The sequence below is a fragment of the Achromobacter aegrifaciens genome, assembly GCF_902859965.1.
Lineage (GTDB): Bacteria > Pseudomonadota > Gammaproteobacteria > Burkholderiales > Burkholderiaceae_B > Achromobacter > Achromobacter aegrifaciens.
Genome location: NZ_CADIKO010000002.1, coordinates 456457 through 480666, shown reverse-complemented (window position 1 = coordinate 480666; position 24210 = coordinate 456457). Strand labels below are relative to the sequence as shown.

The following is a 24210-nucleotide window of genomic DNA, read 5'->3' as shown; positions in this document are numbered from 1 at the left end:
TCATGACTATCCAATTCAGCTTTCCTGAACGACACCGCCATGCGTGAAATCAGCCTGGACCGCCTGCGCACCCTGGTTGCCATTGCCGACCTGGGCTCGTTCGCCGACGCGGCGCGCGCGCTGCATCTGGCCCCGCCCACCGTCAGCCTGCATGTGGCCGACCTGGAGGAACGCATTGGCGCGCCGCTGCTCACGCGCAAGCGCGGCCAGGTCCGCCCCACCGCCATCGGCGAAACCCTGCTGGAACGCGCGCGCCGCCTGCTGGCCGATGCCGACCAGGCGCTGGACGACGTGCAGCGGCAGGTGCAGGGCTTGTCCGGGCGCGTGCGGCTGGGCGCTTCCACCGGCGCCATAGCCCACTTGCTGCCGCAGGCCCTGGAAACGCTGGGGCGCAACCATCCCGGCATTGACGTGCAAGTGGCTGTGCTGACTTCGCAGGAAACGCTCCTGCGCCTGGCCGACGGTTCGCTGGACGTGGGCCTGGTGGCCCTGCCCCAGCCGCCGCTGGAAGGCCTGGTGTTGCGCCCCTGGCGGCGCGACCCGGTCATGGCCTTCCTGCCCGCCAGCTGGAAAGCGCCCGCGCGCCTGACGCCGGCCTGGCTGGCCGAACGGCCGCTGATCCTGAACGACGCCAGCACGCGGCTGTCGCGCCTGACGGGCGAATGGTTCGCCGCCGCCGGCCTGAACCCGCGCGCCCGCATCCAGCTGAATTACAACGACGCCATCAAGAGCCTGGTGGCCGCGGGCTACGGCGCCACGCTGCTGCCGCACGAGGCCACCGCGCCGCAGCCGGATCCGCGCATCGAGATGCGCGCGCTGCGGCCGGCCCTTTGGCGCCCGCTGGGCATCGCGCACCGCGCCGGGCAGGTGGAGCAAGCCACCCGGCACGTGCTGGACGTGTTGTGGGAGCTGCGCGCCTCACCCGCCCGCTGAAGGCGTGCGGCGGAAGTACGCGGTGCGCTGGCTTTCCTCGCGCAGCCGCCGCGCGCGCGAGCGGAACAGGTCCTTGCGCCCCACGATGCCCACCAGCCGGCCGTTGGCCCGGTCCAGGATGGGTATGCGGCCGGCGCCGGTCAGCGCCATGCGGTCGGCGATCTGGCTTGCCAGTTCCTCGGGATGGCCGTACACCAGGTCGCGGCCTTGCAGGGCCTCGGCCAACGTGCGCCCGGTCTGCTCGTCGTCGATGGCCCAGGCCAGCGTATCGGCGCGCGTGACTTCGCCTACCACCACGCCTTCGGCATCCAGCACCGGATAGCTGGTATGCACCGGCTGCGCCGTCGTGAAATGCGCGATGGCCTGCGCCACCGTCCAGTCGGCCGGCAGGGTCTGGACCGGCGTGGTCATCACCTGGCTGACCCGGAGCAGGTCGAAGGGATCCACGCGGTATTCGCGGCTGATATGGTGGCCGCGCCGCGCGATCTTCTCGGTCAGGATGGAACGCTTGAGCAGCAGCACCGTCATTCCATACGCGAACACGCAGGCGGCCAATACTGGCAGCAGCGCGCCCATGTCGCCGGTCAGTTCCACCGCGAACAGGGTCGCGGTCAGCGGTGCGCGCATGGTGCCGCCCATCATTGCGGCCATGCCCAGCAGCGCCCAGAAGCCCGGATCGGCCTGCGGCAGCAACGGCGTGGCCAATGCCCCCAACGCGCCGCCGAATATCAGCAGCGGCGCCAGCACCCCGCCCGAGGTCCCCGACCCCAGCGCGACGGACCAGATGATGACCTTGACCGCCAGAAGCAGCAACACGGCCTGGAATGCCAGGTCGCCCGCCAACAGATGGCGGATGTTGTCGTAGCCCACGCCCAGCGCCGCCGGCTCGATCAAGCCGCCCAGGCCGATCACCAGGCCGCCGAAGGCCGGCCACCACATCCAGTGCAGCGGCAGTTTCTCGAACAGGTCCTCGGCCGCATAGACCATGGAGGTCAGCACGCCCGATCCCAGCCCGGCCAGCACGCCCACGGCGGCGCAGGCCAGCAGATGCGCGGGCGTGAACCCCAGCGAACCCGAATACGCGAATATCGGTCCGCCATCCAGCACGAAGGCGCGCGTGGCCGCCGCCACCAGCGCCGCCATCGCCACCGGCAGGAAGCTGCGCGGCTTCCATTCGAACAGCAGCAGCTCAACCGCCAACAGCACCGCCGCCAAGGGCGTGGCAAAGATGGCCGTCATGCCCGCGGCCGCGCCGGCCACCAGCAGGGTCTTGCGTTCGCCGTCGTCCAGGTGGATGGTCTGCGCCAGCAGCGAGCCGATGGCGCCGCCCGTCATGATGATCGGGCCTTCGGCCCCGAACGGACCGCCCGTGCCGATGGAGATGGCGGAAGACACGGGCTTCAACACCGCCACCTTGGGCTGGATGCGACTCTTGCCGATCAGGATGGCTTCCATCGCCTCCGGAATCCCGTGGCCGCGGATCTTTTCCGAACCGTAGCGCGCCATGAAGCCGATGATGAGGCAGCCCACCACCGGAATGGCGACCGAAGCCAGGCCCAGGTGGCCTGTCGTGATGGGCTGGTCCTTGAAGGAGAACTGCTGGTGGTACGCCAGATTGGTGCACAGCGCGATCAGCCGCAGCAGGGCCCAGGCCGCGGCTACGCTGGCCAGGCCGACCGGGATGGCCAGGCCCATGAGCAGGACCACGCGTTTGTCCGTGGTGAAGTCGCCCAGGCGCAGCGCGGCCCGGGCGGAGGAAGAAGTGGGAGGCATGTTCGAAGACGGGAAGAATTGCGCAGGGATTTGCGAAATGTCATATATATCGTATCACGACATATATTAGAATCGCCCAGGTGAAACCGCCCTCGCCCCCACCCCAGCTGACCGCCACGGACTACGAGCTCCTGGCCGACTTCCGCTATGCGCTGCGCCGCTTTGCCGCCTTCAGCGAAAACGCCGCCGCCGGACTGGACCTGATGCCGCAGCAGCACCAGGCCCTGCTCGCCATCAAGGGCACGCGCAAGAACGTCCCTGGCCGCCGCGGCCTGTACGTGGGCGAAATCGCCGAACGCCTCCTGATCCGGCCCCACACCGCCGCCGAACTGGTGGGCCGGCTGGCGCGCCTGGATCTGGTCAGCCGCGAGGCGGACCCCGAGGACGGCCGCCGCGTAGAGGTCGTGCTGACCGCGAAGGCCGAGCGCATGCTCGAAGACCTCTCGGCCTCGCACCTGGAAGAACTACGCGCCATGCGCCCGCTGCTGACGCGCCTGCTGACCCGCATCGGCGACGACTCCGGCAACGCCTGATCCACGCCCTGCTGCATAAGCTTATGCAGCGCAGCTTTGCCTCGCGTGATAAATTGTCGCCCCGCGACATATCGATGCGCGAGGAGATCGTTTTGGGTGTAGCAATCAAGCGCTGGCTGGGCTCGTTCGCGCCAGCGCCGGTGGGCGTCAACGGACGCGAGAAGCTCTACGGCGTGCTGGGCGCGCTGCTTGGCCTGTTCTGCACGGAATGGGTGGGCCGCCACGCGCTGGGCGACGCCAGCCCCTGGTTCATCGCCCCCATGGGCGCGTCCGCCGTGCTGCTGTTCGCCGCCCCAGCCAGTCCGCTCGCCCAACCCTGGTCCATCATGGCCGGCAATCTGGTATCGGCCCTGATCGGCGTCTTCTGCGCCCAGTTCATCCCTGTGCCCGGCGTGGCTGCCGCCGTGGCGGTGGCGCTGGCCATCGGCGCCATGTTCTCTTTGCGCTGCCTGCATCCGCCCAGCGGCGCAGTGGCGCTGACCGCCGTGCTGGGCGGCCCCGCGGTCGCCAGCCTGGGCTACGGCTTTGCGCTCTGGCCCGTGGCGCTGAACTCCGCCATCCTGCTGTGCATCGCCGTGGTCTTCAATGGCGCGCTCAAGCGCAATTATCCGCGCCGCCACGCCGACCCGGCCGCTGGCCACAACACCCGCGACCTCGCGCCCAGCGCTCGCCTGGGCTTCAGCCTGGCCGACCTGGACGATGCGCTCACGCAGCGCGGCGAGCTGCTGGACATCAGCAAGGAAGACCTGGAAGAAATCGTCCTGGCCGCGGAAATGCGCGCCAGCGTGCGCCGCTTCGGCGACGTGCATTGCGCCGACATCATGTCGCGCGACGTAGTCACGGTACAGGCCCAGGACCCGCTGGACTACACCGTGCGCCTGTTCGACAAGCATCGCCTGCAGGCATTGCCGGTGCTGGATTCGGCCGGCCGCTACGCCGGCATGGTCAGCCAGGGCGACGTGCTGGCGCGCCGGACCCGGCTGGCTGCCGTCGCTGCCGATGCGGATGCCGCGCCCGACCTGCTGGTGGCCGATTGCATGCGCAGCGAAGTGCCCTTCGCCACCCCCGGCCTGCCCGTCATCGAGCTGGCCCGCCCCATGTCGGACAGCCTGCATTGCGTGCCGGTGCTGGATGAAGCGCGCAACCTGGTCGGACTGGTGACGCAATCGGACCTGGTGGCGGCGCTGTACCAGATCGCGCTCGCGGCCAGTTCGCAGGCGCCGGACCCGGACGCCCAGCGGCTGGCGGCCTGAGCGCCCACCCCTCCGTAGCCCTACGGATTCCTGCCCGTGTTGGCCGCAAGGCATAATTTCAGGCGTGAATCCCCTATCGCGCGCTCGCGCCTTCTTCTGCTGGCTGGTCCTGTTCTCCTTCGGCGCCCTCTGGATCGGGCGGCAGGACTATGTGGACCAGTACGAACGCTTCACCCAGAGCACCAGCGTGGCGCAGCGCATGCTGAGCCAAAAAACGGTGCAGCATGAAGCCGTGCTGGCGACGCTGGCCGCCCTTTCCCATCCCCCTGCTCCGGAACGCCTTTATCCCAGCCTGCGGCCGGCCATGCCCCAACTGCTGGGGCTGGGCTACCTGCCCGGCGGCGCCTGGAGCGGCAGCGTGGCGGAACCTCCGGGCCTTGCGGCCGCCGTCGACCGCGCGCGCGGCCTGGGCCGGCCGGTGACGCTGCCAGTGGACAGCGCCCGCTACTGGCTGGTGGCGCCCTCGGGCTGGAGCCTGCTGCTGGACGCCAGCCAGCTGATACCCGCGGCCGACTTTCCTCCCGGCCTCGCCAACCTCACCCTGACGGTGGACCAGACCCCGCTGCGGCTGCTGGACAAGCAGCCCGACGCTGGCAGCCCCGGCTGGCCGCTGGCCCTGCAAAAGCCGCTGGGCGCGGCCAGCCAACCCTTCCAGATGCGCAGCACGCGCACGCTGACGCCCGGCGCCTGGCCCTGGGCCACCTGGCTCGCCTGGGGCCTGGCCAGCGCGCTGCTGGTGGCCGGCGCCGCGGCGTGGCAGCGCTCGCGCGCCCAGGCCCGCCGCCACCAGGAACAACTGCGCCTGGGCGCCATGGCGCGCCTGAGCACGCTGGGCGAAATGGCCGCCGGCATCGCCCATGAATTGAACCAGCCGCTGACCGCCATCCTGGCCCAGACCCGCGCCGCCGAGCGGCTGCTGGACGACGAAGAGGAACGCCCCGCCGTGCGCCACGCGCTATTGGCCAGCGCCGAACAGGCCAAGCGCGCGGCCGAAATCATCAGCCGCATGCGCGCCCTGGTGCAGCCCAGCTCGCCCGCCCGGCGCGAGGCGCTGGACCCCGACGCCTTGGTGGCGTCGCTGCGCTTTCTGCGCGAAGCGGAACTGGCCCGGCTGGGCATACGGCTGAGCTGGCACAACGCCAGCCCAGGCGTGCGGCCGCTGGGCGACCGCGTGGCCCTGGAGCAGATCCTGCACAATCTGGTGCAGAACGCCGCCGATGCGCTGGCCGACGTTCCCGGACCGCGCCAGATCTTGCTGGAAGGCCGCGCCGATGGCGACGCCTACCTGTTCAGCGTCAGCGACACCGGCCCCGGCATCGCCGCCGACGCGCTGCCGCGCCTGTTCGCTCCCTTCTACACCACGCGGCCACAAGGCATGGGCCTGGGCCTGGCGCTGTGCGACACGCTGGCCGGCTCCATGGACGGCCGCATCGCCGCGCGCAATCTCAGCCCGGCAGGCGCCTGCTTCACGGTCAGCCTGCCGCGCGCCGCCGCCGCCGCCGCCGCCGCATGATGACGCAGGAATCTTCCATGTTCGAACAATCCCCGCTGGTCTATCTGGTCGATGACGACGACGCCGTGCGCGACGGCCTGGCGCTGCTGCTGCGCAGCGTCGGCCTGCGCAGCGAGGGCCATGGCGACCCGCAGGCCTTCCTGGCCCGGTTGCACCCGCAGGCCATCGGCTGCGTGGTCCTGGACATCCGCATGCCCGGCATCAGCGGCCTGGACGTGCTGAGCCGGCTGGCCGAGCAATCGGACCTGCCCGTGGTCATGCTGACCGGCCACGCCAACGTGGACCTGTGCCGCCGCGCATTCAAGGGTGGCGCCATGGAATTCCTGCAAAAGCCCGTGGACGACGACGTCTTCCTGGACGCCGTGCAGGCGGCCGTGCGCACCCACATCGCCAGCCGCGAAAAACTCGCCGTGACGCAGGCCGCGCAGGAACGGCTGGACAAGCTTTCCGGCCGCGAACGCGATGTGCTGGAACGCGTCGTGCAAGGCCTGAGCAATAAGGAGATCGCGCGCGAATTCGACCTGTCGCCGCGCACGGTGGAGACCTACCGCGCCAACGTCTTCGCCAAGCTGGAAGCGGACAACCTGGCCGGACTGATCCGCGAATACGCAGGGCTGCTGGCCTGAAGGCTGTCGACGCTGCGGGCAGCCTTGCGCAGCCTCCCTCCGTAGCCCTACGGAGGCCCCAGCGTAGCCGACCGAATACCGCCGATCGGCCGTCATCTTTAATCTGTCTGTTCCTGTCACCGACCCACTAAGGACACAGACATGTCGCCCAAATTCATCGCTTTCGCCGCCCTGTTCGCCTGCGCCGGCGCCGCCAACGCCGCCGTGCTCAACGAGAGCAACCTGTCCATGGCCGACGCGCAGAAGCTGGCGACGGCCACCGTCGCCGCCTGCCAGGCCAAGGGCTACAACGTGAGCGCCTCGGTCGTGGACCGCGCCGGCCTGCTCAAGGCCTTCGCCCGCGCCGACAATGCCGGCCCGCACACCATCGAAGCCAGCCGTGCGAAAGCGTTTACCGCCGCGTCCGCCAAGACCCCGACGCTGACGATGCTGGAAAACGTCCAGAAGAATCCCGCCGCAGCCACCCTGACCGACATTCCGGGCTTCCTGGTGCTGGGCGGCGGCGTGCCCGTAAAGGCCGGCTCGGCCGTGATCGGCGCCATCGGCGTGGCGGGCGCACCCGGCGGCAACCTGGACGCGCAATGCGCCGACACCGCCTTGCAGGAAAACGCCGCGCTGTTCAAGTAAGAAGCCGCTGCCGGCCAGGGCGCGGTGCGTTTGCCGCGCCGGCGGCATCGCGGTAGGCTGGGGGCGCCATGCCCCAGCCGCCCTCCCTATCCCTGCTCGACGCCATCCTGCGCCGCACCGCCCGGCGCTATCGCGTGCCGGCCATTTCCCGCATCCCCACGGAAGACGCCCCGCCCGCGACCGCTCTGGCCGTCGCCATCGAACAGGCGCGCCAGTCGGTCGAAGATGGCGCCGCGCCGCCGGCCGCGGTCAAGCGAGCCTTTCTCGACGCCCTGGCGCGCCTGATCCGCGACGCCATGCGCGAGTCCGACGGCGATCCGGCATTCCAGGCGATGCTGCTGCGGCACCGCCTGCCGCTCGTGCGCGAGTATGCCTCCCTGGCCGCGCGCGCAGCCCAGGACCGCCGCGAGATCATTGCCGCCGCCAACGCAGTCGCCCATCCCGCCAAGCTTGAACGCATGCCGGCAGGCCCCGCGCGCGACGCCATGGCCGCCTTGCAGGCTGCGGCGGCATCCGACTCCTGGACGGCGCTGCCCGATGCCGCGCGCCGGCTTCTTGGTTTGTCCGCCGAAGCCCAGCCGGCCTCTGCCGCTCTCGACCGTCTGCTCGCCAGCCCCGCGCTGGATCATCTGCAACGCCTGGACGTCCTGACGGCCGACAGCGATGTGCGCCGCTACCGCGCCTTGTGGGAACAGCAAGGCCCGCGCCCGGGCAGCGCCAGCGCCCTGGCCGAAGGCAACGCCTCGCGGTTGCGCGGCGACGCCGTCGAGGCGCAGGCGCTGCAAGCACTCCAGGCCCTGGCACGCCGCCTCAACGACGCCGATGGCAGCCCAGCCTACCAGGCCGTGTCATCCATGCGCGTACCGCCTTCGATGCCCGCCAACGCCGACCGCGCCAAGACCGAATGGGATGCCGCGCTGCTGCGCCAGGCGGAAGGCGATGGCGGGCCGCCGGCCTGGGACCTGTGCCTGCTTCTCGAAGCCAAGGCCTCGGCCGACGCCGCCGCCACCGACTTCCCGCGCCTGTTGCGCGGGCTGCGCCTGCTGGCGCAAGCCGATCCGCGGACCGACTACGCCTTCAATACGCGCCAGGGCCGCTTCCCCCTGCGCGGCGCGGCGCTGCGGGCGTTGCCGGCCGAAGGCCCGCGGCTCGATACCACCGTGCTCTATGTCTGCGATGGCCCGGCAGACGCGATCCCGCGCCTGCTCAGCGCCGCTAGCCGCATGCAGCTGCTGTCCGCGCCGCCCAGCCTGGAATATGCCGGTCTGCTGGCGCAGGGCCTGGACGCAGCCCCCGATACCTTGGAGCCGGTCTGGCAACAGCTGCTGCAATCGGCGCAATGGACCGGCGTGCTGCAGCAGCACCCGACGCTATGCCAGGCGCGCGAACTGATGGCGCACCCGGATGACCTGATGGCCGCGATCAAAGGCACTGCACGCTGAAGCCTGCGCCCGCTGGCCGCTCCGGTCACTCCCGCGCGATCAACCGAAACTCCTGGCTGCCTTCGCGCTCCAGCTGCGCCACCAGTCCCAGCTCCCAGTCCAGATAGTCGCGGAAGCCCTGATCCCGCGCGGCCAGGTCGTCCAACAGATAAGGGCTGACGCTCTGGTCGTCGTCCCCCGTCAGCACGCCTTGCCCGCCACGGGCCAGTTCAAGGCCCTGTTCCTTCCAGGCGCGGGTGCCTCCCAGCAGGTAGCGCACCGGCCGCTGGCTGCGCCACGCCAGCTCGGCCGCCACGACGCTTGCCAGCACGCCGTCGGCGGAAGTCAGCACGATGGTCCGGTCCCGGTCTTCGGGGAGGAACTCGGCCAGGCGGTCGGGCGCCGAGTATCGGGAGCCCGGCACGTGGCCGCGTTCGTACGCAACCCGTGCATCGACGTCGAACAGCACGGCCTGGCCGCTTTCCAACGCGGCCCGCAAGGCTTGCGGCCGCAAACCGCCGGCGTCAGGCCGGTGGCGCAGCACCCGCCGCGGCTCCGGCCCGCTCTGCAACGCGGCCGATGCCGGCGGTCGGTACAGATAGACCTCCACCGAGCCCAGCTGGGCCAGCCAGGCGCCGGTGGTCAAGGCGCGCACGCCGTCCCAATCCGCCAGCACCACGCGGGCGCGGCGCGTGGCCAGGTACTCGTCCGTGGCCTGCACCAGTTGGCCGCCGGGCGCCCAGCGCCAGCCCTCCAGATGGCCGGTCTCGTACTCCTCGCGGGTGCGCACATCGAACTTGTAAAGCGTGCGCACGTCCTGCTCCGCCTCGAATGCCAGCAAGGCGGCGGTATCGATGTGCGCGACGCCTGCTAGGCGCGCGACGCCGACCGCCTGTTGGCGGGCCGCAGTCAAGGTCTGGCCGTCCGGCTCAGGCAGCGCCGCATGCCTGCCATGGGCCAGCTCGCGGCCCGACAGCAGCCACTCCATGGTGCCGTTGCGCAACGACGCGACACGGTTGGGTATGCCGGCGTCGATCAACGTTTGCGCGCCGACGATGCTGCGCGTGCGTCCCGCACAGTTCACCACCACAAAGGTAGCCGGGTCCGGCGCCAGCTCGCGGATTCGATAGACCAGTTCCGCCCCAGGCAGACTGTGCGCGAAGGGCAGCGTGAAGTTATGGAATTCCTCCGGGGTGCGGCTGTCGACCACCACGATGTCGTCACCGCGCGCCACGCGCGCATCGAGTTCGTCGACGTCGATCCAGGGTGTGCGCTTCTCATGCTCGATGACTTCGCCGAACGCCTTGCTGGGCACGTTGGTGCCGGAGAACAACTCCCGCCCCTCCCGCTCCCAGGCGTCCGTCCCGCCCGCCAGCACCGAAATATCGCTCCAGCCCAGGCGCGTCAGCTTGGCCGCGGCCTGGTGTGCCAGCGTCTCGTCATCATCCACCAGCACGATGCGCGCATCGCGGCGCGGCGCCAGCCTGTCGATTAGCAGTTCCAGGCGCCACAAGGGCGCTGGCACGGCGTGCAGCAGATGGCGGCGCGCATGACGGCCCGCCTCGCGCACGTCCAGCAGGGCGATCTCGCCCGCGCCGCGCAGTTCGTCCTGCAGCGCCTGCGTGGAAATACGCGCATGATAGATCGCCGCAGGCGGCGAGAATGTGCGGTAGGTGCCGCCCGCCGTGCTTTCAAACACCACACGGCCATGAAGGCGGTCCAGCGCCAGGCCATAGAAATGCAGGTGCGCGCCAGGCTCGTCACCTACCAGTTCGATGGTGTGTACGTCCGCCGGCCCCAGCACGATGGAGCTGCCCGGCTGCACATCCACGCGCTGGACGTGGGTCAGCACATCGCGCAGCGGATCGGCGCTGCGCTCGCGCGCATAGACCTCATTGCGCTCATTGCCCTGCACGCCGGCGATGATGGCCCAGGTGGTGTGGTCGTGCGGCGGCTGGGCCTTGCCCGGCGCGCCCAGCGACAGGTAAAGGGCATGGCCGCCGTCCAGGTCCTCCGCCAGCCGGTAGATGGCGTTCGGCCTGCCCGGGACCAAGGCGAACTCTTCGGCCGGGAACAGCTCGCGGCGGCGGCCCAGCGCTTCCAGCAGCGTTGCCACTTCGGCCAGTTGTTCGCGCGTGACGCTGGCGGCATCGGGCGCCAGCCGCCGTGCATGGGCGATGAACTCGCGCACGGCCCGTGCGCGTTGGTTGTGGATGCTCGCGGTTGCGGACAGCGGTGCAGATGTACTCATGGGATGGCCCTGAATTCCGTGTGGAAGAAAAGGTCAGCCTACGTGCGCGGCGCCGCGGCGGGAACGAAGCGATGCAACTATGGATATGCGCGGGACGACTGTCCCTGCGCCGCTTGCCTCAGCCTTCGCCCTTGAGCTCGCGTTCGACGATCTCGCGCGTCAAAGTCGGCACGAACATCTCGATAAAGTGAAAAGCGTAACCGCGCAGCCATGCGCCGCGCCGTATCGCCAGCCGCGTCAGGTTAATCTCGAACAGGTGGCGGGCGTCGATGGCGCACAGGCGCGTGTCGCGCTCGGCGTCCCAGGCCACCGAGGCCACGATGCCCAAGCCCAGCCCCAGCTCCACATAGGTCTTGATCACATCCGCGTCCATCGCCGTCATGACGATGTCGGGCGTGATGCCGGCTCGCGCGAAGGCCTCGTCGATATGCGCCCGGCCCGTGTAGCCCCGCCCATAGGTGATGAGGGGATGGCGCGACAGCTGCGACAGCGTCACCCCGTCCTGCTGCCGTTCCAGAGGATGGCCGCGAGGCACGATGATGCTGTGGCTCCAACGGTAGCAAGGCAGGTTGACGAGCCCCGGATAATCGGCCACCGCTTCCGTCGCCACGCCGATGTCGGCCTCGCCCTCCAGCAGCATCTCCGACACCTGCTTGGGCGAACCTTGATGCAGATGCAGCACCACTTCGGGATAGCGTTCGCGGAACTCCTTGATGACGGGCGGCAAGGCATAGCGCGCCTGCGAATGGGTGGCCGCTATGGACAGCACGCCCGTCCGGCTGTCGGCGTACTCCGCGCCGGCATGGCGGATGTTATCGGCGCATTGCAGGATCTGCTCGACCAAGGGCAGGATAAGCTCGCCGGGCGGGGTCAGGCCGATCAGCCGCTTGCCCGAGCGCACGAAGATGTCGACGCCCACCTCTTCCTCGAGTTCGCGGATCTGACGGCTGACGCCGGGCTGCGAGGTGTGCAGGCTTTCGGACACGTCGGTCAGGTTGAAGTCCTGGCGTACGGCCTCGCGCACGGAACGCAATTGCTGGAAGTTCATCGCGCGCCTCAGCCCAGGAATGCCAGCTGATTGCCGGACGGATCTTTCACGTACATCACGCGCGGCCCGGCGTCTGGCAAGGAGCAGACCGGATGGTGTCCAGCCCGGCGCAGGCGCGCCAGGATGACGTCATAGTCGCCGGTCCTGAGCGCGAGGTAATCGGGCTTCACTTCCCTGCTGATTTCGTCCACGGGAGACAGCGACAAGGTCGCTTCGCCCAGCGCGAACAGCAGCCGCTGGCCGCCGGCCCCGGCCATTTCGTCCAGGCCGATGATGTGACCATAGAACTCGCGTACCGCCGCCTGCCGCTGGACAAGAAACGGAAGCTGCACCGAACCGATGGAAAGAATAGTAGACATGCCCTGCCGCCAATCATGGAACAGGGCAAATTCTAGTGGTCGCGGGTACTGACGGACAAAGAGGTAAACGTTGCTTCTACATAGCCGGAAACCCTAAAGAAAACCGCTCATTTGCATATGCCTCAGGCGCTGCGCCGCAGGGCCTGGCGTGTTGCCGCGAATGCGCGCTCCAGGTCGTCCACCAGGTCCAGCGGGCTTTCCAGCCCGATGTGCAGGCGCACCACGGGTTGGGTCTGCGGACCATCCCGCCACTGGCTGTGCTCGGCCAGGCGCTCGGGCGCCGCCTCCAGCGCCAGGCTTTCGTAGCCGCCCCAGGATGCGCCGATGGAGAAATAGCGCAAGGCATCGATGAAGCGCGCGCCGGCCGCGGCATCGGAATGGCGGAACGCGAACGACACCAGGCCGCTGGCGCCGCTGAAATCCCGCCGCCACAACGCATGGCCCGGGTCCTGCGCCAACGCTGGGTAATAGACTCTGGCGACGTCCTCGTGCCGCGCCAGATATTCGGCCACGACCAACGCGTTTTCATGATGCCGCGCCAGCCGCACATCCAACGTGCGCAGGCCGCGCAAGGTCAGATAGGCATCGTCCGCGCCCACCGACAGGCCCAGGGCGTCGTAGGTCGCGCCCAGTTGCCTGGCCAGTTCCGGACTATCGACCGTGACCACGCCCATCATCACGTCGGAGTGTCCCGCCAGGTACTTTGTGGCCGCCTGAATCGAAATGTGCGCGCCCAACGCCAGCGGCTGATAATACAGGCCGCCGCTCCAGGTATTGTCCGCCGCCACCAGCACGCCATGCCGCCGCGCCGTCGCGGCCAGCGCAGGCAGGTCCTGCACTTCGTACAGGAGCGAGCTGGGCGACTCCAGGTATAGCAGGCGGGTGTTCGGACGGATCAGCGCTGCGAGGTCGTCGCGTGCTGCGGAAAAATACTCCACCTCGATCCCATAGCGCTGCAACAGCGCGCGGTCCACCTTGCGCACCGGCGAATAGACACTGTCGGCCACCAAGGCGTGCTCGCCCGGTGCCAGGGTCGCCAGTAGCACCAGCACGATGGCTGACAGCCCGGAGGGTGCCAGCAGCGTGCGGTAGCCGCCTTCCAGCGACGTCACAGCCTCTTCCAGCGCCTGATGGGTGTCCAGACCATGGCGTCCATAGGTCGCCACGCGTTCCCCGGCCGCGCGTTGCCGGCCCAGGGCCGCCTGCGCGGCCGTGTCGGCAAAGCGCACGGTGCTGGTGCGTACCACCGGCACGTTCACCGGGCCGCCGCCCTGCTTCAGGTCGGGCGCGCCGGCATGCACCAGCCGGGTCTGGACGCGAGCGTCTGCAAGGCTCATGCGGTCACCTCGCCACAAATGGGAATCAGGGATATGAAAATCATACGCAACTCCATCAGGGTTCACACCGCCAGGCGCAGCGGATCGAAATGCAGGTAGCTCTGTATGGGATCGGGAGTCCGCTCGCGCACGGGCGCCGCGCCGACCGCCCGTTGCAGAAAGGCGCGCGTGCGCTCGCTGGCAGGCGCCCCGAACAGGCGCGCCGGCGGCCCGGACTCGACGATCCGGCCGGCCTCGGTGAAATACACAATGTCGCTGATCTCTTCGGCAAAGCGCATCTCATGGGTCACCAGCACGCAAGTCAGGCCGTCCTCCACCAGTTCGCGAATCACGGCCAACACTTCGCCGACCATCTCCGGGTCCAGCGCGGAAGTGACTTCATCGAACAGGATCAGCTCGGGCCGCAATGCCAGCGCGCGCGCGATCGCCACGCGTTGCTGCTGGCCGCCGGACAGTTCGCCGGGATAGGCGTCCTGCTTGTGCTCCATCCGCACCTGGGCCAGTAGCTCGCGCGCGCGCTTCTCGGCCTGCGCGCGCGGTACGCCGCCCACCTTGATGGGAGAGATCGTCAGGTTCTCCAGCACGCTCAGGTGCGGGAACAGGTTGTATTGCTGGAACACGAAGCCCACGCGCTTGCGCAGGCCAATCAGCTCGGCTTCCGTCTTCAAGGCGTCCACGCGCACGCCGCCAACCTCGATGCGGCCGCGCTGCGGGCGCAGCAGTCCGGTAATGCAGCGCAGGATGGTGGACTTGCCCGATCCCGACGGTCCGATGATGGACACCGCCTGCCCCTGCCGCACCTCGACGTCCATGCCCTTGAGCACCTCCGTCTGGCCAAAGGCCAGATGCACGTCCTGCAGGCTGACCAGCGGCGGCGTAGCCGCGCCCCTTGAGGCGGCTGTGCGCGCCTCGAATTCAATAATGCTCATGGCGTTTTTCCAGATACCGCGTCCAGCGCGCGATGGGGTAGCAATAGGCGAAGAAAAGCGCCAATAGCGTGAAGTAGACCAATATCGTGAAGTCGGTGCGCGACACCGTATTGCTGGCCACCGTGGCCGCGTCCACCAGATCGTGCACGCCCACCAGCGAGGCCAGCGACGTGCTCATGGTGATGCTGGCGTACAGGTTCATCCACGACGGCAGCATCCGCCGCAGGCACTGCGGCAATACGATCATGCGGAAGATCTGCGCGCGGCGGAACGCCAGCGATTGCGCGGCCTCCCATTGCGCGCTGGGGATGGACTGGATCGCGCCGCGGAAGATCTCGGCCACGTTGGCGCTGGCCGGCAGGCCCAGGCCGATGACCACCTTGATCCAGTCCGGAAACGGCAGATTCCATCCGCCCAGCCTCAGCTCGAAGGGAAATACGTAGGTGGTGAAGTACACCAACACCAGGATGGGCGCATTGCGGAACAACAGCACGTAGGCGCGTGTCAGGCGGCGCATCAGCCGCGACGGCGACAACGACAGCGCACCCACCACCAGCCCGGCCAGCGTACCCAGCGCCATGGCCAGCACGCTGATCTGGACGTTCATCGCCAAACCGCGTAGCAAGGCTGGCGACCAATACCACAGCGTCCGCACGGCGGCGGGCGCCGAGTTGGTGGCCGCCCACGCCAGGTTCAGCGCCGCCAACGCCAGCAATACGACAAGCCAGGGATCGCGCAAGGCCGGCGGCAGCCGTCGCCCCGCGGCCTGTGCGTTCAGGACCAGGTCATTGGCCATAGCCAGGCATCCTCAAACGTTCTTCCAGCCATCTCCCGCCCAGACCGACCTGCCAGGTCAGCAGGCCGAAGTACAGCAGGATGAGCAGCAAGAGTTCCAACACGTTGTCGCGGTACGACCAGATCATGATGGACTCATAGGTCACGTCGCCCACCGCGATGGCCGACGCAATCGCTGTCATCTTCACCAAGTCCACCAGGTTGTTGACCAGTGCCGGCAAGGCAAAGCGCAACGCCAGCGGCAGTTGCACCTGGGTCAGGATCTGGCGCCGTGAGAACGCCAGCGAACGAGCCGCCTCCATGGTTACGGCGGGCACCGCTTCGATACCCGCGCGCAGGGCCTCGGCATGGAACACCCCCTTGTGCAGCGCCACCACGATCACCACCCAGGCGAACGGCGCTATCGGACTGCCGCCGCCCAGCTTTTGCGTGATCAGCATGTTCAGCACCAGGAAGGCGCAATACAGCTGCACCAGCGTGGGCGTGTTGCGCGTGACTTCCACAAAAGCCTGCAATGGCCTTGCCAGCCAGCCGCGGCCGCTGGTCAGGCCCGCCGCGATCAGGACGCCGAACGCCAGGCTCACTGGTATGGTCCACGCGCATAGTTGCAGCGTGACCAGCAGCCCGCGGCCGAACGCGGACAGTTCACCCGCGTCCAACACGAAGCTGTAGTTCAGGCCTAGCGGCTTGAAAAGGCCGACCCAGGCTTGCAGTGCCGATTCGAACATGCGCCGATCCGCCTCAACTTCCCTGCTTGTACTTGGCATGCAGTTCCTGCAATAGCGGCTGCGGCGGTGCGATGCCCAGGCGAGTTTCCGTGGCGATCAGCCAGCCCGTGCGATGCCAGTCCTGCACCACCTTGTCAACGGCGGCGATGGTGTCGGCCTCGCCCTTGCGGGTCCAGACCACCGAATTTGCCGGCAGCACCTCGGTGGCGATGGGCGCGTGGTAGTCCTTCCATTCCGGATTGCTGCGCAGCAGCGGCTGGATCAAGGTCGAATCGTGCACGGCCGCGACGCACTGGCCGCCGCGCAGCGCCAGGAGCGAATCCGACGAACTCTTGTAGCCCTTGACCACCGCGCCGTAGTCGGCTGACAAGGGCCGCGCGAAGCTGCTGCCCTGGGACACGCACACCGGCTTGCCGCGCAGGTCCTCCCACTTGGCGATGCCGCTGGTCTTCAGCGTGGCGGCCGTGCCGCCCACGCGGAAGAACGGCGTCGGCGCATAGCCCAGGATCTCGGCGCGCTCCGGGTTCAGCTCCATGGACGCGATCAGCAGGTCGACCTTGCCGGAGATCAGGAACTGCGTACGCGTGGCGGTCTGCACCTGCACCAATTCCGCTTTCACGCCCAGGCCCTTGGCCAGCTCGCGCGCCAGCTCCGGGTTCCAGCCCACCAGCTGCTGCGTCGCGGGGTCCAGCGAACCAAACACGCCGCCATTGGCCAGCACGCCTATGGTGATGGTGCCGCGTTCCTTGATCTTTTCCAGCGTGGCGTCGGCCTGCGCCGCGCCGGCGGCCAGGGCCAGCGCCAGGGAGAATGCGATGCGGGCGCCGCCCGGAGTCTTGCGAGTCGTCATGTCGTTGTAGAGGGATGTGCTTTGAACGGACCACCATGCTGCTTGCGGGTTGGCCCAGGAGCAAAGAAGACTTTCAGATATGAATATGCGGATGCCTCCTGTCCCCTGGCGCGAACAGAAAGCAAATATCCACATGCGAATTCAATCGTTCTGGCCCGCCTGCGCTTCGGCCAGACTGCCCGCTTCCGTCAAGCAAATTCAGGAAACGCGATGTCCATACCCTCAGTCACCGGACTGGACCACTACATCATCCGGGTGCATGACCTGCAGGCCGCAACCGCCCAATACCAGAAGCTGGGCTTTGCCCTGGCGCCGCAAGGCCGCCACCATCGCGGCACGCGTAACCAGACCCTGATCCTGGACGCCAATTACCTGGAGCTGCTGGCATTCCCGCCGGAGCTGCGCGAGCAGTCGCGCTTTGCGGGCTTTGACGACGCCTATGAAGGCCCGGTCTCCGTCGCGCTGCAGACCACCGACAGCAGCGCCGTGCACGCCGAGCTTGCCCGCCTGGGCATAGACGCCGAAGCGCCGCAGCGCGGCGGCCGTCCGGTGCACCTGCCCGCCGGCAGCGAGGACGCGGCCTGGAACAACACCCAGTTTCCCGCGGGCCTCTTCGCGGTGCCGGACTTCTTCACCTGCGGCCATCTCACGCGCCATCTGGTCTACCGGCCCGAATGGCAGGGCCATGCCAACGGCGCCCGCCGCATCGAGTCGCTGATCGCCGTGCATCCCGAGCCACGCGCCCTGCGCGCCGCGTATGAACGCGTGCTGGGCCCCATTGCCATCAGCGAGCTTCCTGACCAGGGCCTGCAAGTGCGGCGCGGCAGCCTGCGCATCGACTTCCTCGCGCCCGCCGCCTTCGAGCAGCGTTTCCCCCATGTGCGCGTGCCAGCTGGCCTGCCCGCCAGCAGCCAGGGCGGCTGGTTCGCGGGATCGGTCATCGGCGTGCGCGATATCGGGCAGACGCGCGCGTGGCTCGACGCCAACGAGGTCCCGTACCGCGCCAACGCGCAGGGCGAACTGGCGGTGGCGCCCGAGCATGCTGCCGGCGCGCTGCAAGTCTTCGTGCAGGAGGCATGATGGGCCAGCCCCTGCCCGACTACTGGACCTGCTTTTCCGCCGACTACGCAACAGCGCGCGAGGCCTTCGTGGCCGCCGCCGCGGCGCGGGGCGCCGCGCTCTCGCGCCACGAACATCCCACGGCGCGCGACCCGCAGGGCCGGCCGTTGACCGTAGACGTGGCGGTGCTGGGCCGCCCCGGCGCCGCCCGCACCCATCTGGCCATCAGCGGCACCCACGGCCTCGAAGGCGCGGCCGGCTCGGCGGTGCAGCTCGCGTGGCTGCAGGCGGACGGCGGCCTACCCTTGCCGGACGACGTCAACGTGGTGCTGGTACATGCGTTGAATCCCTACGGCTATGCGCACGACACGCGCACCACCGAAAACAATGTCGACCTGAACCGCAATTTCATCGACCACACCCGGGCCGCACCGCCCAACCCGCACTATGCCAGCCTGCATCCGCACCTGATCCCGCAGCACTGGACCGAGGCCGCGCTGGACGCCGGCGCCGAGGCGCTGGACCGCTTCCGCCAGGAGCACGGCGCGGACGCGCTCTTCAACGTCACGGCCAGCGGCCAGTACACGCACCCGGACGGCCTGGTCTATGGCGGCAACGGCCCCGAATGGTCCAACCGCACGCTGCGCCGCATCGTCGACGAGCACCTGGGCGCGAGCGAACGGGTGGCCTTCATCGACTGGCACACCGGCATCGGCGAATACGGCGAGCCCTTCTTCCTGTGCTTCAACCCCGACGGCAGCGCCGAGCAGGCGCAAGCCGCGGCCTGGTGGGGCGCGGATCGCGTACTGGGGCAGCGCCCGCACGGCCTGGCCCGTCCCGACTACCAGGGACTGGTGTTCCGTGGCGTACAGCAAGCGTTGGGCCAGCGGCCGCTGGCCGGCGCAGTCGTCGAATTCGGCACGCGCGGCCTGCAGATGCGGCCGGCCCTGAGGCTGGACCAATGGCTGCGCTTCAAGTCCCCGGCCGCGCCCGACGCCGCGCGCGATGCGCAGTTGCGGGCGGATCTGGTCGATGCCTTCGTACCCGTGTCCAGCGTCTGGCGCCGCAATGTCGTGGCCCACGGCCTGCAGATCACGCGCCAGGCCATCGCCGGCCTGGCCGCGTGGTGATTCTTTCCCTACCCATACATCTAGAGACTCATGAAAGCCATTGTTTTGCGTGAACACGGCGGCACCGACAAGCTGCGCCTGGAAACCGAATTCCCCGATCCCGTTGCCGGTCCCGACGACGTGGTCATCCGCGTCGGGGCCTCGTCCCTGAACTACCACGACGTGTTCACTCGCCGCGGCATGCCCGGTATCAAATTGCCCTTTCCCGTCATCATCGGCCTGGACGTGGCCGGCGTGGTGGTTGAGACCGGCGCCAACGTGCGCGACTGGAAGGCGGGCGACCGCGTGCTGGTGGACCCGATAGACCGGGTCGATGGCGGCCTGGTGGGCGAGACGATTCATGGCGGCCTGGCCGAACTGTGCCGCGTACCGGCGCACCAGCTGCTGCGTCTGCCCGACGAGGTCAGCTTCGATCAGGCGGCGGCGCTGCCCGTGGCCTACGGCACCGCCCTGCGCATGATGAACCGCATCGGCCAGGTGCAGCCAGGCGAAAAGGTGCTGATCCTAGGCGCCAGCGGCGGCGTGGGCGTGTGCGCCGTGCAATTGGCCAAGCTGGCTGGCGCCGAAGTCATCGCCTGCGCCGGCAGCCCCGAAAAGGCCGAGGCGCTGCGCGCCCTGGGCGCCGACCACATCATTCTGTACACCGAGGAAGACTTCCTCAAGGCGGTCCAGGAGCGCTTCGGCAAGCCGTCGCGCCGCCGCAGCGGCAAGCCGGGCGGCGTGGATGTGGTGGTCAACTTCACGGGCGGCGACACCTGGGTCAAATCGTTGCGCTGCCTGCGCCTGGGCGGCCGCCTGCTGACCTGCGGTGCCACCGCGGGCTTCGATCCCAAGGAAGACCTGCGCTATATCTGGACCTTCGAGCTGCAGATCCGCGGCTCCAACGGCTGGGAACGCGAGGACCTGCACGAGCTGCTGGCGCTGGTGCGCGACGGCCGGCTGCGCGTCCACGTGGACCGCAAGTGGCCTCTGGAACAAGGCGCCCAGGCGCTGGCCTCGCTGGAAGATCGCAAGATCGTCGGCAAAGTGCTGGTGTCGGCATGAGCGCGAACACGAAGGCGCTGGCTCCGGCTGCCACCCTCGACGCCGCGGCCATCCAGGCCAGGTTCGACGATTCGCCGTTCATCGCCTGGCTCGGCCTGTCGGTGCGCGACGTCGATCACGAGCAAGGCGAACTGACCGTGCTGGCCCCCATGCGCCCGGAATTCGAGCGCGGCGCGGCCAGCGGCCAATGGCATGGCGGCCCGCTGGCCGCGGTGATCGACACCGTCGGCGATTTCGCCGTCGGCATGCTGCTGGGCCGCGGCCTGCCGACCATCAACTTCCGCGTCGACTACCTGCGTCCCGCCGTCAACACCGCGCTGACCGCCGTGGCCCGCGTGCGCCGCAACGGCCGCAGCGTGGGCGTGGCCGACGTGGACCTCTACAACGACCAGGGTGCGCTGGTGGCCATCGGCCGCGCCACCTACGCCACGCTCGCCCAGGGCTGAGCGGGCTCTCATCTTCAAGGACACCATCATGACCACCGCGCAGCGCCCCGGACGGCGCGCCTTCCTTACCCGTACCGCCGCGGGCGGCCTGGCCGCCGGCCTGGGCATCGCGCCCCAGGCGTTGCTGGCCGCGACTGCCCAGCCCGGCGCCGACGCCGGCCCCGCCCGCAAAGGCGGCACCCTGGTCGCCAGCTGGGGCGGCCTGGAGCCCCAGGCCCTGTTCGTGCCCGGCGGCGGCGGGTCCAGCCCGTTCCAGACCGCGACCAAGATCCTCGAACGCCTGCTCAAGCTGGATGCCGACCTGAAGTTCCAGCCCGCGTTGGCCCTGTCCGTGACGCCCGCCGCAGACTTCCGCAGCTACACCATCAAGCTGCGCGAAGGCGTCACCTGGCACGACGGCGCGCCGTTCACGTCCGCCGACGTGGTCTACAACGTGCTGCAGCACTGGAAGCCGATTTCCGCCGGCATCGCGCTGAAGTCGCTGACCGGCGCGACCGCGACCGATCCGCTGACCGTGGTGCTGAACTTCGACGCGCCGGTTCCGGAGTTCTTCCTGAAATCCACGCTGGCCGGTCAGTTCCAGCTCTTGATACCGAAACACCTGTACGACGGGCGCGACATCATCACCAACCCGCTGAACAACACGCCGGTCGGCACCGGCCCTTGGAAGTACGGCAAGTGGGTGCGCGGCAGCCACGTCGAATACCTGCGCAACGACAGCTACTGGAATGCCGGCCAGCCCAATCTGGACCGCCTCATCATCCGCTGGTGGGGCGACCCCGCCACGCGCGGCGCCGCGCTGGAGACCGGCGAGCTGGGCCTGGCCTATTCAAACCCGGTGCCTGCCCGCGACATCGACCGCCTGCTCAAGACCGGCAAGGTGGTGGTGGACACGCGCGGCTACCAGAACTCGGCATGGACCGTGACCGCCGAATTCAACCAGCGCCGCGACATCGTCAACCGCCGCGAGGTGCGCCAGGCCATCCTGCACGCCATCGACCGCCAGTTCATCGTCGACACCATCTACTATGGCCGCGGCAAGCCCGCCATCGCGCCGGTCTTCAGCAGCAACCCGCTGTTCTACACCGAGGACGTGCCGCGCTATCCGTTCGACCCCAAGAAGGCCGCCGCGCTGCTGGACGCCGCGGGCCTGCCGGTGAAGGACGGCAAGCGCTTCACCGTGAATCTGGTCGCCGCCGCCTGGTTCGAAGAGAACGCCAAGCTCGGCCAGTACCTGAAGCAGGCGCTGCAGGACGTGGGCATCGAGGTCAAGCTGGATTCCGTGGACCGCGCCACGGCGCTCAAGCGCATCTATGGCGACTACGACTACGACATCGCCGTCTCCAACTTCACCTCGCCGCTGGAACTGGTGCCCACTGTCACCCAGTTCTACACCACCGACGGCATCGTCAAAGGCGCCGCCTTCCGCAACGCCACCGGCTACTCCAACCCGGAAATGGACGCGCTGGTCGCCAAGCTGACCCAGGAGACCGCCCCGGACGCGCGCCGAACGCTTGCGCACCAGTTCGCCCGCCTGGCCTCGACCGACGTGCCGCACGTGCCGCTGGTGGAGATCCAGTCGTTCACGCTGGCCGGCAAGAACGTGCGCAACTTCACCACCGGCGCCAACGTCCAGGGCGAAACCCTGGCCGACGTCTGGCTGCAGGCCTGAGGCGCACGCATGCCGATCCGACTGATCTTGCGCCGGCTGGCCCAGGCCGTCCCGCTGCTGCTGGGCGTGGTGGTGCTGAACTTCGCGCTCATCCAATCCGTGCCCGGCACCTTCCTGGACGTGATGACGGCCGAGCAGCAGGTCACCGACCCGGCGCTCATCGAGCGCCTGCGCGTGACCTACGGCATGGACCAGCCGCCCGCCGTGCAGTTGCTGAAGTACATAGGCTCCGTGGCGCGCGGCGATCTGGGCTATTCCTACCGCCACAACCTGTCCGTGCTGGACGTGATCCTGGCGCACCTGCCAGCCACGCTGCTGCTGATGGGCGCAAGCCTCGCCATCGCGGTGCTGGTGGGCATGGCGGCCGGCATCGTGTCGGCCGTCAAGGTCAACACCTGGTGGGACAGCGCGGTGTCGGTGTTCGCCGTGCTGTGCTTTGCCGCGCCCAGCTTCTGGCTGGGCATCATGCTGATCGTGCTGTTCTCGGTCAAGCTAGGCTGGTTTCCGGTGGGCGGCATGGTGACCATCGGCCTGTCCGGCGGCGCCTGGCGCCAGGCGCTGGATGTGCTGCACCACCTGGCATTGCCGGCGCTGGCCCTGGGGCTGTTCTATTCCGCCGCCTATGCCCGCGTGATGCGCGCCTCGATGCTGGAAGTCAGCCGCATGGAGTTCGTGCGCACCGCGTACGCCAAGGGCCTGACGCGCAGCGCCGTGGTCCTGCGCCACGTGCTGCGCAATGCCTTCCTGCCCATCGTGACGCTGCTGGGCCTGCAACTGGGCGCGGTGCTGGGCGGCAGCATCGTGGTCGAGGCGGTGTTCAGCTGGCCCGGCATCGGCGCCGTGCTGTTCGACAGCGTCATGAGCCGCAACTATCCCGTCGTCCTGGGCATCCTGGTGCTCAGCTCTTTCGTGGTGATCATCGCCAACATCGCCGTCGACCTGATCTACACGCGGCTGGACCCGCGCATCAAGGCTGCCTGACATGTCCGCATCCCCCACTCTTGCCCCTGCCCTGCCCGCGGCATCGCGCCGCCGCCACGCCTCGTTCGCGGCGCGCTTTGCGCGCAACCGGGGCGCCGTCGCGGGCGCCGCGCTGCTCGTCCTGGTCGCCTTCCTGGCGGTGGGCGCAGGCTGGCTATATCCCACAGACCCGCTGCGCATCGTCGCCGCGCCGGAGGTCTGGCCGTTCGAATCCTGGCGTCATCCGCTGGGCACCGACTCCATGGGGCGCGACATCGCCGCCATGATCGCCCACGGCGCGCGCGCCACCCTGCTGACCGGCCTGGTGGCCGCGGCCACCGCCACGCTGATCGGCGTGAGCGTGGGCGCGGCCGCGGCCTGGGCCGGCGGCTGGGTCGACGAGGGCCTGATGCGCGTGGCCGAGCTGTTCCAGATCATTCCCAACGTCGTGTTCGTGCTGACGGTGGTGTCCATTCTGGGGCCGCGCATCGAACACATCACACTGGCCGTAGGGTTGGTGTCCTGGCCGCCCATCGCGCGCCTGACCCGGGCCGAGTTCCTGTCCTTCAAGGAACGCGAGTTCGTGCAGGCCTGCCGCGCGCTGGGCATGAGTCCGTTGCGCATCGTCGCCGCGGAAATCCTGCCCAACGCCCTGCCTCCCGTCATCGTGATGTCCTCGCTGGTCGTGGCCGGCGCCATCCTCTACGAATCGGTGGTGTCCTTCCTGGGCCTGGGCGACCCCAACATCGCCAGCTGGGGCCGGCTGGTCGGCGAAGGCCGCAGCCTGATCCGCTCTTCCTGGTACATCTGCGCCGTGCCGGGCGTGGCCATCATGCTGGCCGTGCTCTCGTTGAACCTGGTCGGCGACGGCCTGAACGACGCGCTCAACCCCAAGCTGCAAAAGCGCTGAGCCGCATTCTTTC

The 24210-nt window shown here is 68.8% G+C and carries 23 protein-coding genes; 14 read left to right on the top strand and 9 right to left on the bottom strand.

Annotated features, from left to right (window positions below; translation table 11 throughout):
* Window positions 1–39 precede the first annotated feature (39 nt).
* A complete protein-coding gene (locus HV793_RS13455; RefSeq protein ID WP_119451524.1) occupies window positions 40–933 on the top strand; it encodes a LysR family transcriptional regulator in 894 nt (297 codons plus the stop codon).
* On the opposite strand, the gene HV793_RS13450 is transcribed toward HV793_RS13455, so the two are convergent.
* Complete coding sequence (locus HV793_RS13450) at window positions 919–2706, bottom strand: chloride channel protein (RefSeq protein ID WP_175180890.1); 1788 nt, start codon at window positions 2704–2706, stop codon at window positions 919–921. The genes HV793_RS13455 and HV793_RS13450 overlap by 15 nt on opposite strands.
* 80 nt (window positions 2707–2786) lie before the next feature.
* Here HV793_RS13450 and HV793_RS13445 point away from each other — a divergent pair, with 80 nt between their 5' ends.
* The 6 genes from HV793_RS13445 (at window position 2787) to HV793_RS13420 (ending at window position 8700) form a co-directional block, all read left to right on the top strand.
* Entirely contained in the window at window positions 2787–3239 is a 453-nt protein-coding gene (locus HV793_RS13445) for a MarR family winged helix-turn-helix transcriptional regulator (protein WP_054454602.1), read from the top strand.
* Between the two features lie 92 nt (window positions 3240–3331).
* Window positions 3332–4492 (top strand): HPP family protein, encoded by a 1161-nt coding sequence (locus HV793_RS13440; protein ID WP_370127593.1) that lies wholly within the window; start codon window positions 3332–3334, stop codon window positions 4490–4492.
* 64 nt (window positions 4493–4556) lie between these two features.
* Window positions 4557–6005, top strand: a complete 1449-nt coding sequence (locus HV793_RS13435; protein WP_175213319.1) for a sensor histidine kinase — start codon at window positions 4557–4559, stop codon at window positions 6003–6005.
* A 17-nt stretch (window positions 6006–6022) separates the two neighbouring features.
* Window positions 6023–6631, top strand: a complete 609-nt coding sequence (locus HV793_RS13430) for a response regulator transcription factor (RefSeq protein WP_119451527.1) — start codon at window positions 6023–6025, stop codon at window positions 6629–6631.
* A gap of 141 nt (window positions 6632–6772) precedes the next feature.
* On the top strand, window positions 6773–7258 hold the full coding sequence (locus tag HV793_RS13425) for a GlcG/HbpS family heme-binding protein (protein ID WP_054454605.1): 486 nt from the start codon (window positions 6773–6775) through the stop codon (window positions 7256–7258).
* A 68-nt stretch (window positions 7259–7326) separates the two neighbouring features.
* A complete protein-coding gene (locus HV793_RS13420) occupies window positions 7327–8700 on the top strand; it encodes a 3-deoxy-D-arabino-heptulosonate 7-phosphate synthase (RefSeq protein ID WP_175213318.1) in 1374 nt (457 codons plus the stop codon).
* Between the two features lie 25 nt (window positions 8701–8725).
* Here the strand turns inward: HV793_RS13420 and HV793_RS13415 are convergent, their stop codons facing one another.
* From HV793_RS13415 to HV793_RS13380, 8 genes are all read right to left on the bottom strand, one after another.
* Complete coding sequence (locus HV793_RS13415) at window positions 8726–10930, bottom strand: rhodanese-like domain-containing protein (protein WP_175213317.1); 2205 nt, start codon at window positions 10928–10930, stop codon at window positions 8726–8728.
* Between the two features lie 118 nt (window positions 10931–11048).
* The gene (locus HV793_RS13410; RefSeq protein WP_054454609.1) at window positions 11049–11978 is read right to left on the bottom strand and encodes a CysB family HTH-type transcriptional regulator; all 930 of its coding nucleotides are present in this window, start codon (window positions 11976–11978) and stop codon (window positions 11049–11051) included.
* 8 nt (window positions 11979–11986) lie between these two features.
* Window positions 11987–12337 (bottom strand): VOC family protein, encoded by a 351-nt coding sequence (locus HV793_RS13405; protein ID WP_175213316.1) that lies wholly within the window; start codon window positions 12335–12337, stop codon window positions 11987–11989.
* Between the two features lie 122 nt (window positions 12338–12459).
* On the bottom strand, window positions 12460–13674 hold the full coding sequence (metC, locus tag HV793_RS13400) for a cystathionine beta-lyase (protein WP_175213315.1): 1215 nt from the start codon (window positions 13672–13674) through the stop codon (window positions 12460–12462).
* A gap of 62 nt (window positions 13675–13736) precedes the next feature.
* Window positions 13737–14603: an amino acid ABC transporter ATP-binding protein gene (locus HV793_RS13395; RefSeq protein ID WP_175213314.1), complete on the bottom strand. Its 867-nt coding sequence runs from the start codon at window positions 14601–14603 to the stop codon at window positions 13737–13739.
* Complete coding sequence (locus HV793_RS13390) at window positions 14590–15399, bottom strand: amino acid ABC transporter permease (RefSeq protein ID WP_175160722.1); 810 nt, start codon at window positions 15397–15399, stop codon at window positions 14590–14592. The genes HV793_RS13395 and HV793_RS13390 overlap by 14 nt, the downstream gene beginning before the upstream one ends.
* Window positions 15389–16126 (bottom strand): amino acid ABC transporter permease, encoded by a 738-nt coding sequence (locus HV793_RS13385; RefSeq protein WP_175213313.1) that lies wholly within the window; start codon window positions 16124–16126, stop codon window positions 15389–15391. Before HV793_RS13385 ends, HV793_RS13390 begins: the two co-directional genes overlap by 11 nt.
* Window positions 16127–16139: 13 nt before the next feature.
* Complete coding sequence (locus HV793_RS13380) at window positions 16140–16976, bottom strand: transporter substrate-binding domain-containing protein (protein ID WP_054454619.1); 837 nt, start codon at window positions 16974–16976, stop codon at window positions 16140–16142.
* 210 nt (window positions 16977–17186) lie between these two features.
* Here HV793_RS13380 and HV793_RS13375 point away from each other — a divergent pair, with 210 nt between their 5' ends.
* The 7 genes from HV793_RS13375 to HV793_RS13345 are packed head-to-tail and all read left to right on the top strand — an operon-like array spanning window position 17187 to window position 24197.
* Entirely contained in the window at window positions 17187–18056 is an 870-nt protein-coding gene (locus HV793_RS13375; RefSeq protein WP_175213312.1) for a VOC family protein, read from the top strand.
* Window positions 18056–19165, top strand: coding sequence for a DUF2817 domain-containing protein (locus tag HV793_RS13370; RefSeq protein WP_054454623.1), 1110 nt, complete (start codon window positions 18056–18058; stop codon window positions 19163–19165). The genes HV793_RS13375 and HV793_RS13370 overlap by 1 nt, the downstream gene beginning before the upstream one ends.
* A gap of 30 nt (window positions 19166–19195) precedes the next feature.
* Entirely contained in the window at window positions 19196–20209 is a 1014-nt protein-coding gene (locus HV793_RS13365) for a quinone oxidoreductase family protein (protein ID WP_119451534.1), read from the top strand.
* Window positions 20206–20655, top strand: coding sequence for a PaaI family thioesterase (locus HV793_RS13360; protein WP_175213311.1), 450 nt, complete (start codon window positions 20206–20208; stop codon window positions 20653–20655). Before HV793_RS13365 ends, HV793_RS13360 begins: the two co-directional genes overlap by 4 nt.
* Window positions 20656–20683: 28 nt before the next feature.
* A complete protein-coding gene (locus tag HV793_RS13355) occupies window positions 20684–22327 on the top strand; it encodes an ABC transporter substrate-binding protein (RefSeq protein ID WP_175213310.1) in 1644 nt (547 codons plus the stop codon).
* 9 nt (window positions 22328–22336) lie between these two features.
* Window positions 22337–23308, top strand: a complete 972-nt coding sequence (locus HV793_RS13350; protein WP_175213309.1) for an ABC transporter permease — start codon at window positions 22337–22339, stop codon at window positions 23306–23308.
* Between the two features lies 1 nt (window position 23309).
* Window positions 23310–24197 carry an ABC transporter permease gene (locus HV793_RS13345; protein ID WP_175213308.1) on the top strand — a complete coding sequence of 296 codons (888 nt, stop codon included), beginning with the start codon at window positions 23310–23312 and terminating at the stop codon, window positions 24195–24197.
* Window positions 24198–24210: the final 13 nt, after the last annotated feature.

Coding starts and splice junctions, on each gene's coding strand:
- HV793_RS13430 (WP_119451527.1), top strand. CDS start 6,023: ATGTTCGAACAATCCCCGCTGGTCTATCTGGTCGATGACGACGACGCC.
- HV793_RS13425 (WP_054454605.1), top strand. CDS start 6,773: ATGTCGCCCAAATTCATCGCTTTCGCCGCCCTGTTCGCCTGCGCCGGC.
- HV793_RS13415 (WP_175213317.1), bottom strand. CDS start 10,930: ATGAGTACATCTGCACCGCTGTCCGCAACCGCGAGCATCCACAACCAA.
- HV793_RS13455 (WP_119451524.1), top strand. CDS start 40: ATGCGTGAAATCAGCCTGGACCGCCTGCGCACCCTGGTTGCCATTGCC.
- HV793_RS13410 (WP_054454609.1), bottom strand. CDS start 11,978: ATGAACTTCCAGCAATTGCGTTCCGTGCGCGAGGCCGTACGCCAGGAC.
- HV793_RS13360 (WP_175213311.1), top strand. CDS start 20,206: ATGAGCGCGAACACGAAGGCGCTGGCTCCGGCTGCCACCCTCGACGCC.
- HV793_RS13350 (WP_175213309.1), top strand. CDS start 22,337: ATGCCGATCCGACTGATCTTGCGCCGGCTGGCCCAGGCCGTCCCGCTG.
- HV793_RS13390 (WP_175160722.1), bottom strand. CDS start 15,399: ATGGCCAATGACCTGGTCCTGAACGCACAGGCCGCGGGGCGACGGCTG.
- HV793_RS13345 (WP_175213308.1), top strand. CDS start 23,310: ATGTCCGCATCCCCCACTCTTGCCCCTGCCCTGCCCGCGGCATCGCGC.
- HV793_RS13385 (WP_175213313.1), bottom strand. CDS start 16,126: ATGTTCGAATCGGCACTGCAAGCCTGGGTCGGCCTTTTCAAGCCGCTA.
- HV793_RS13395 (WP_175213314.1), bottom strand. CDS start 14,603: ATGAGCATTATTGAATTCGAGGCGCGCACAGCCGCCTCAAGGGGCGCG.
- HV793_RS13375 (WP_175213312.1), top strand. CDS start 17,187: ATGTCCATACCCTCAGTCACCGGACTGGACCACTACATCATCCGGGTG.
- HV793_RS13365 (WP_119451534.1), top strand. CDS start 19,196: ATGAAAGCCATTGTTTTGCGTGAACACGGCGGCACCGACAAGCTGCGC.
- metC (WP_175213315.1), bottom strand. CDS start 13,674: ATGAGCCTTGCAGACGCTCGCGTCCAGACCCGGCTGGTGCATGCCGGC.
- HV793_RS13355 (WP_175213310.1), top strand. CDS start 20,684: ATGACCACCGCGCAGCGCCCCGGACGGCGCGCCTTCCTTACCCGTACC.
- HV793_RS13405 (WP_175213316.1), bottom strand. CDS start 12,337: ATGTCTACTATTCTTTCCATCGGTTCGGTGCAGCTTCCGTTTCTTGTC.
- HV793_RS13450 (WP_175180890.1), bottom strand. CDS start 2,706: ATGCCTCCCACTTCTTCCTCCGCCCGGGCCGCGCTGCGCCTGGGCGAC.
- HV793_RS13380 (WP_054454619.1), bottom strand. CDS start 16,976: ATGACGACTCGCAAGACTCCGGGCGGCGCCCGCATCGCATTCTCCCTG.
- HV793_RS13420 (WP_175213318.1), top strand. CDS start 7,327: ATGCCCCAGCCGCCCTCCCTATCCCTGCTCGACGCCATCCTGCGCCGC.
- HV793_RS13370 (WP_054454623.1), top strand. CDS start 18,056: ATGGGCCAGCCCCTGCCCGACTACTGGACCTGCTTTTCCGCCGACTAC.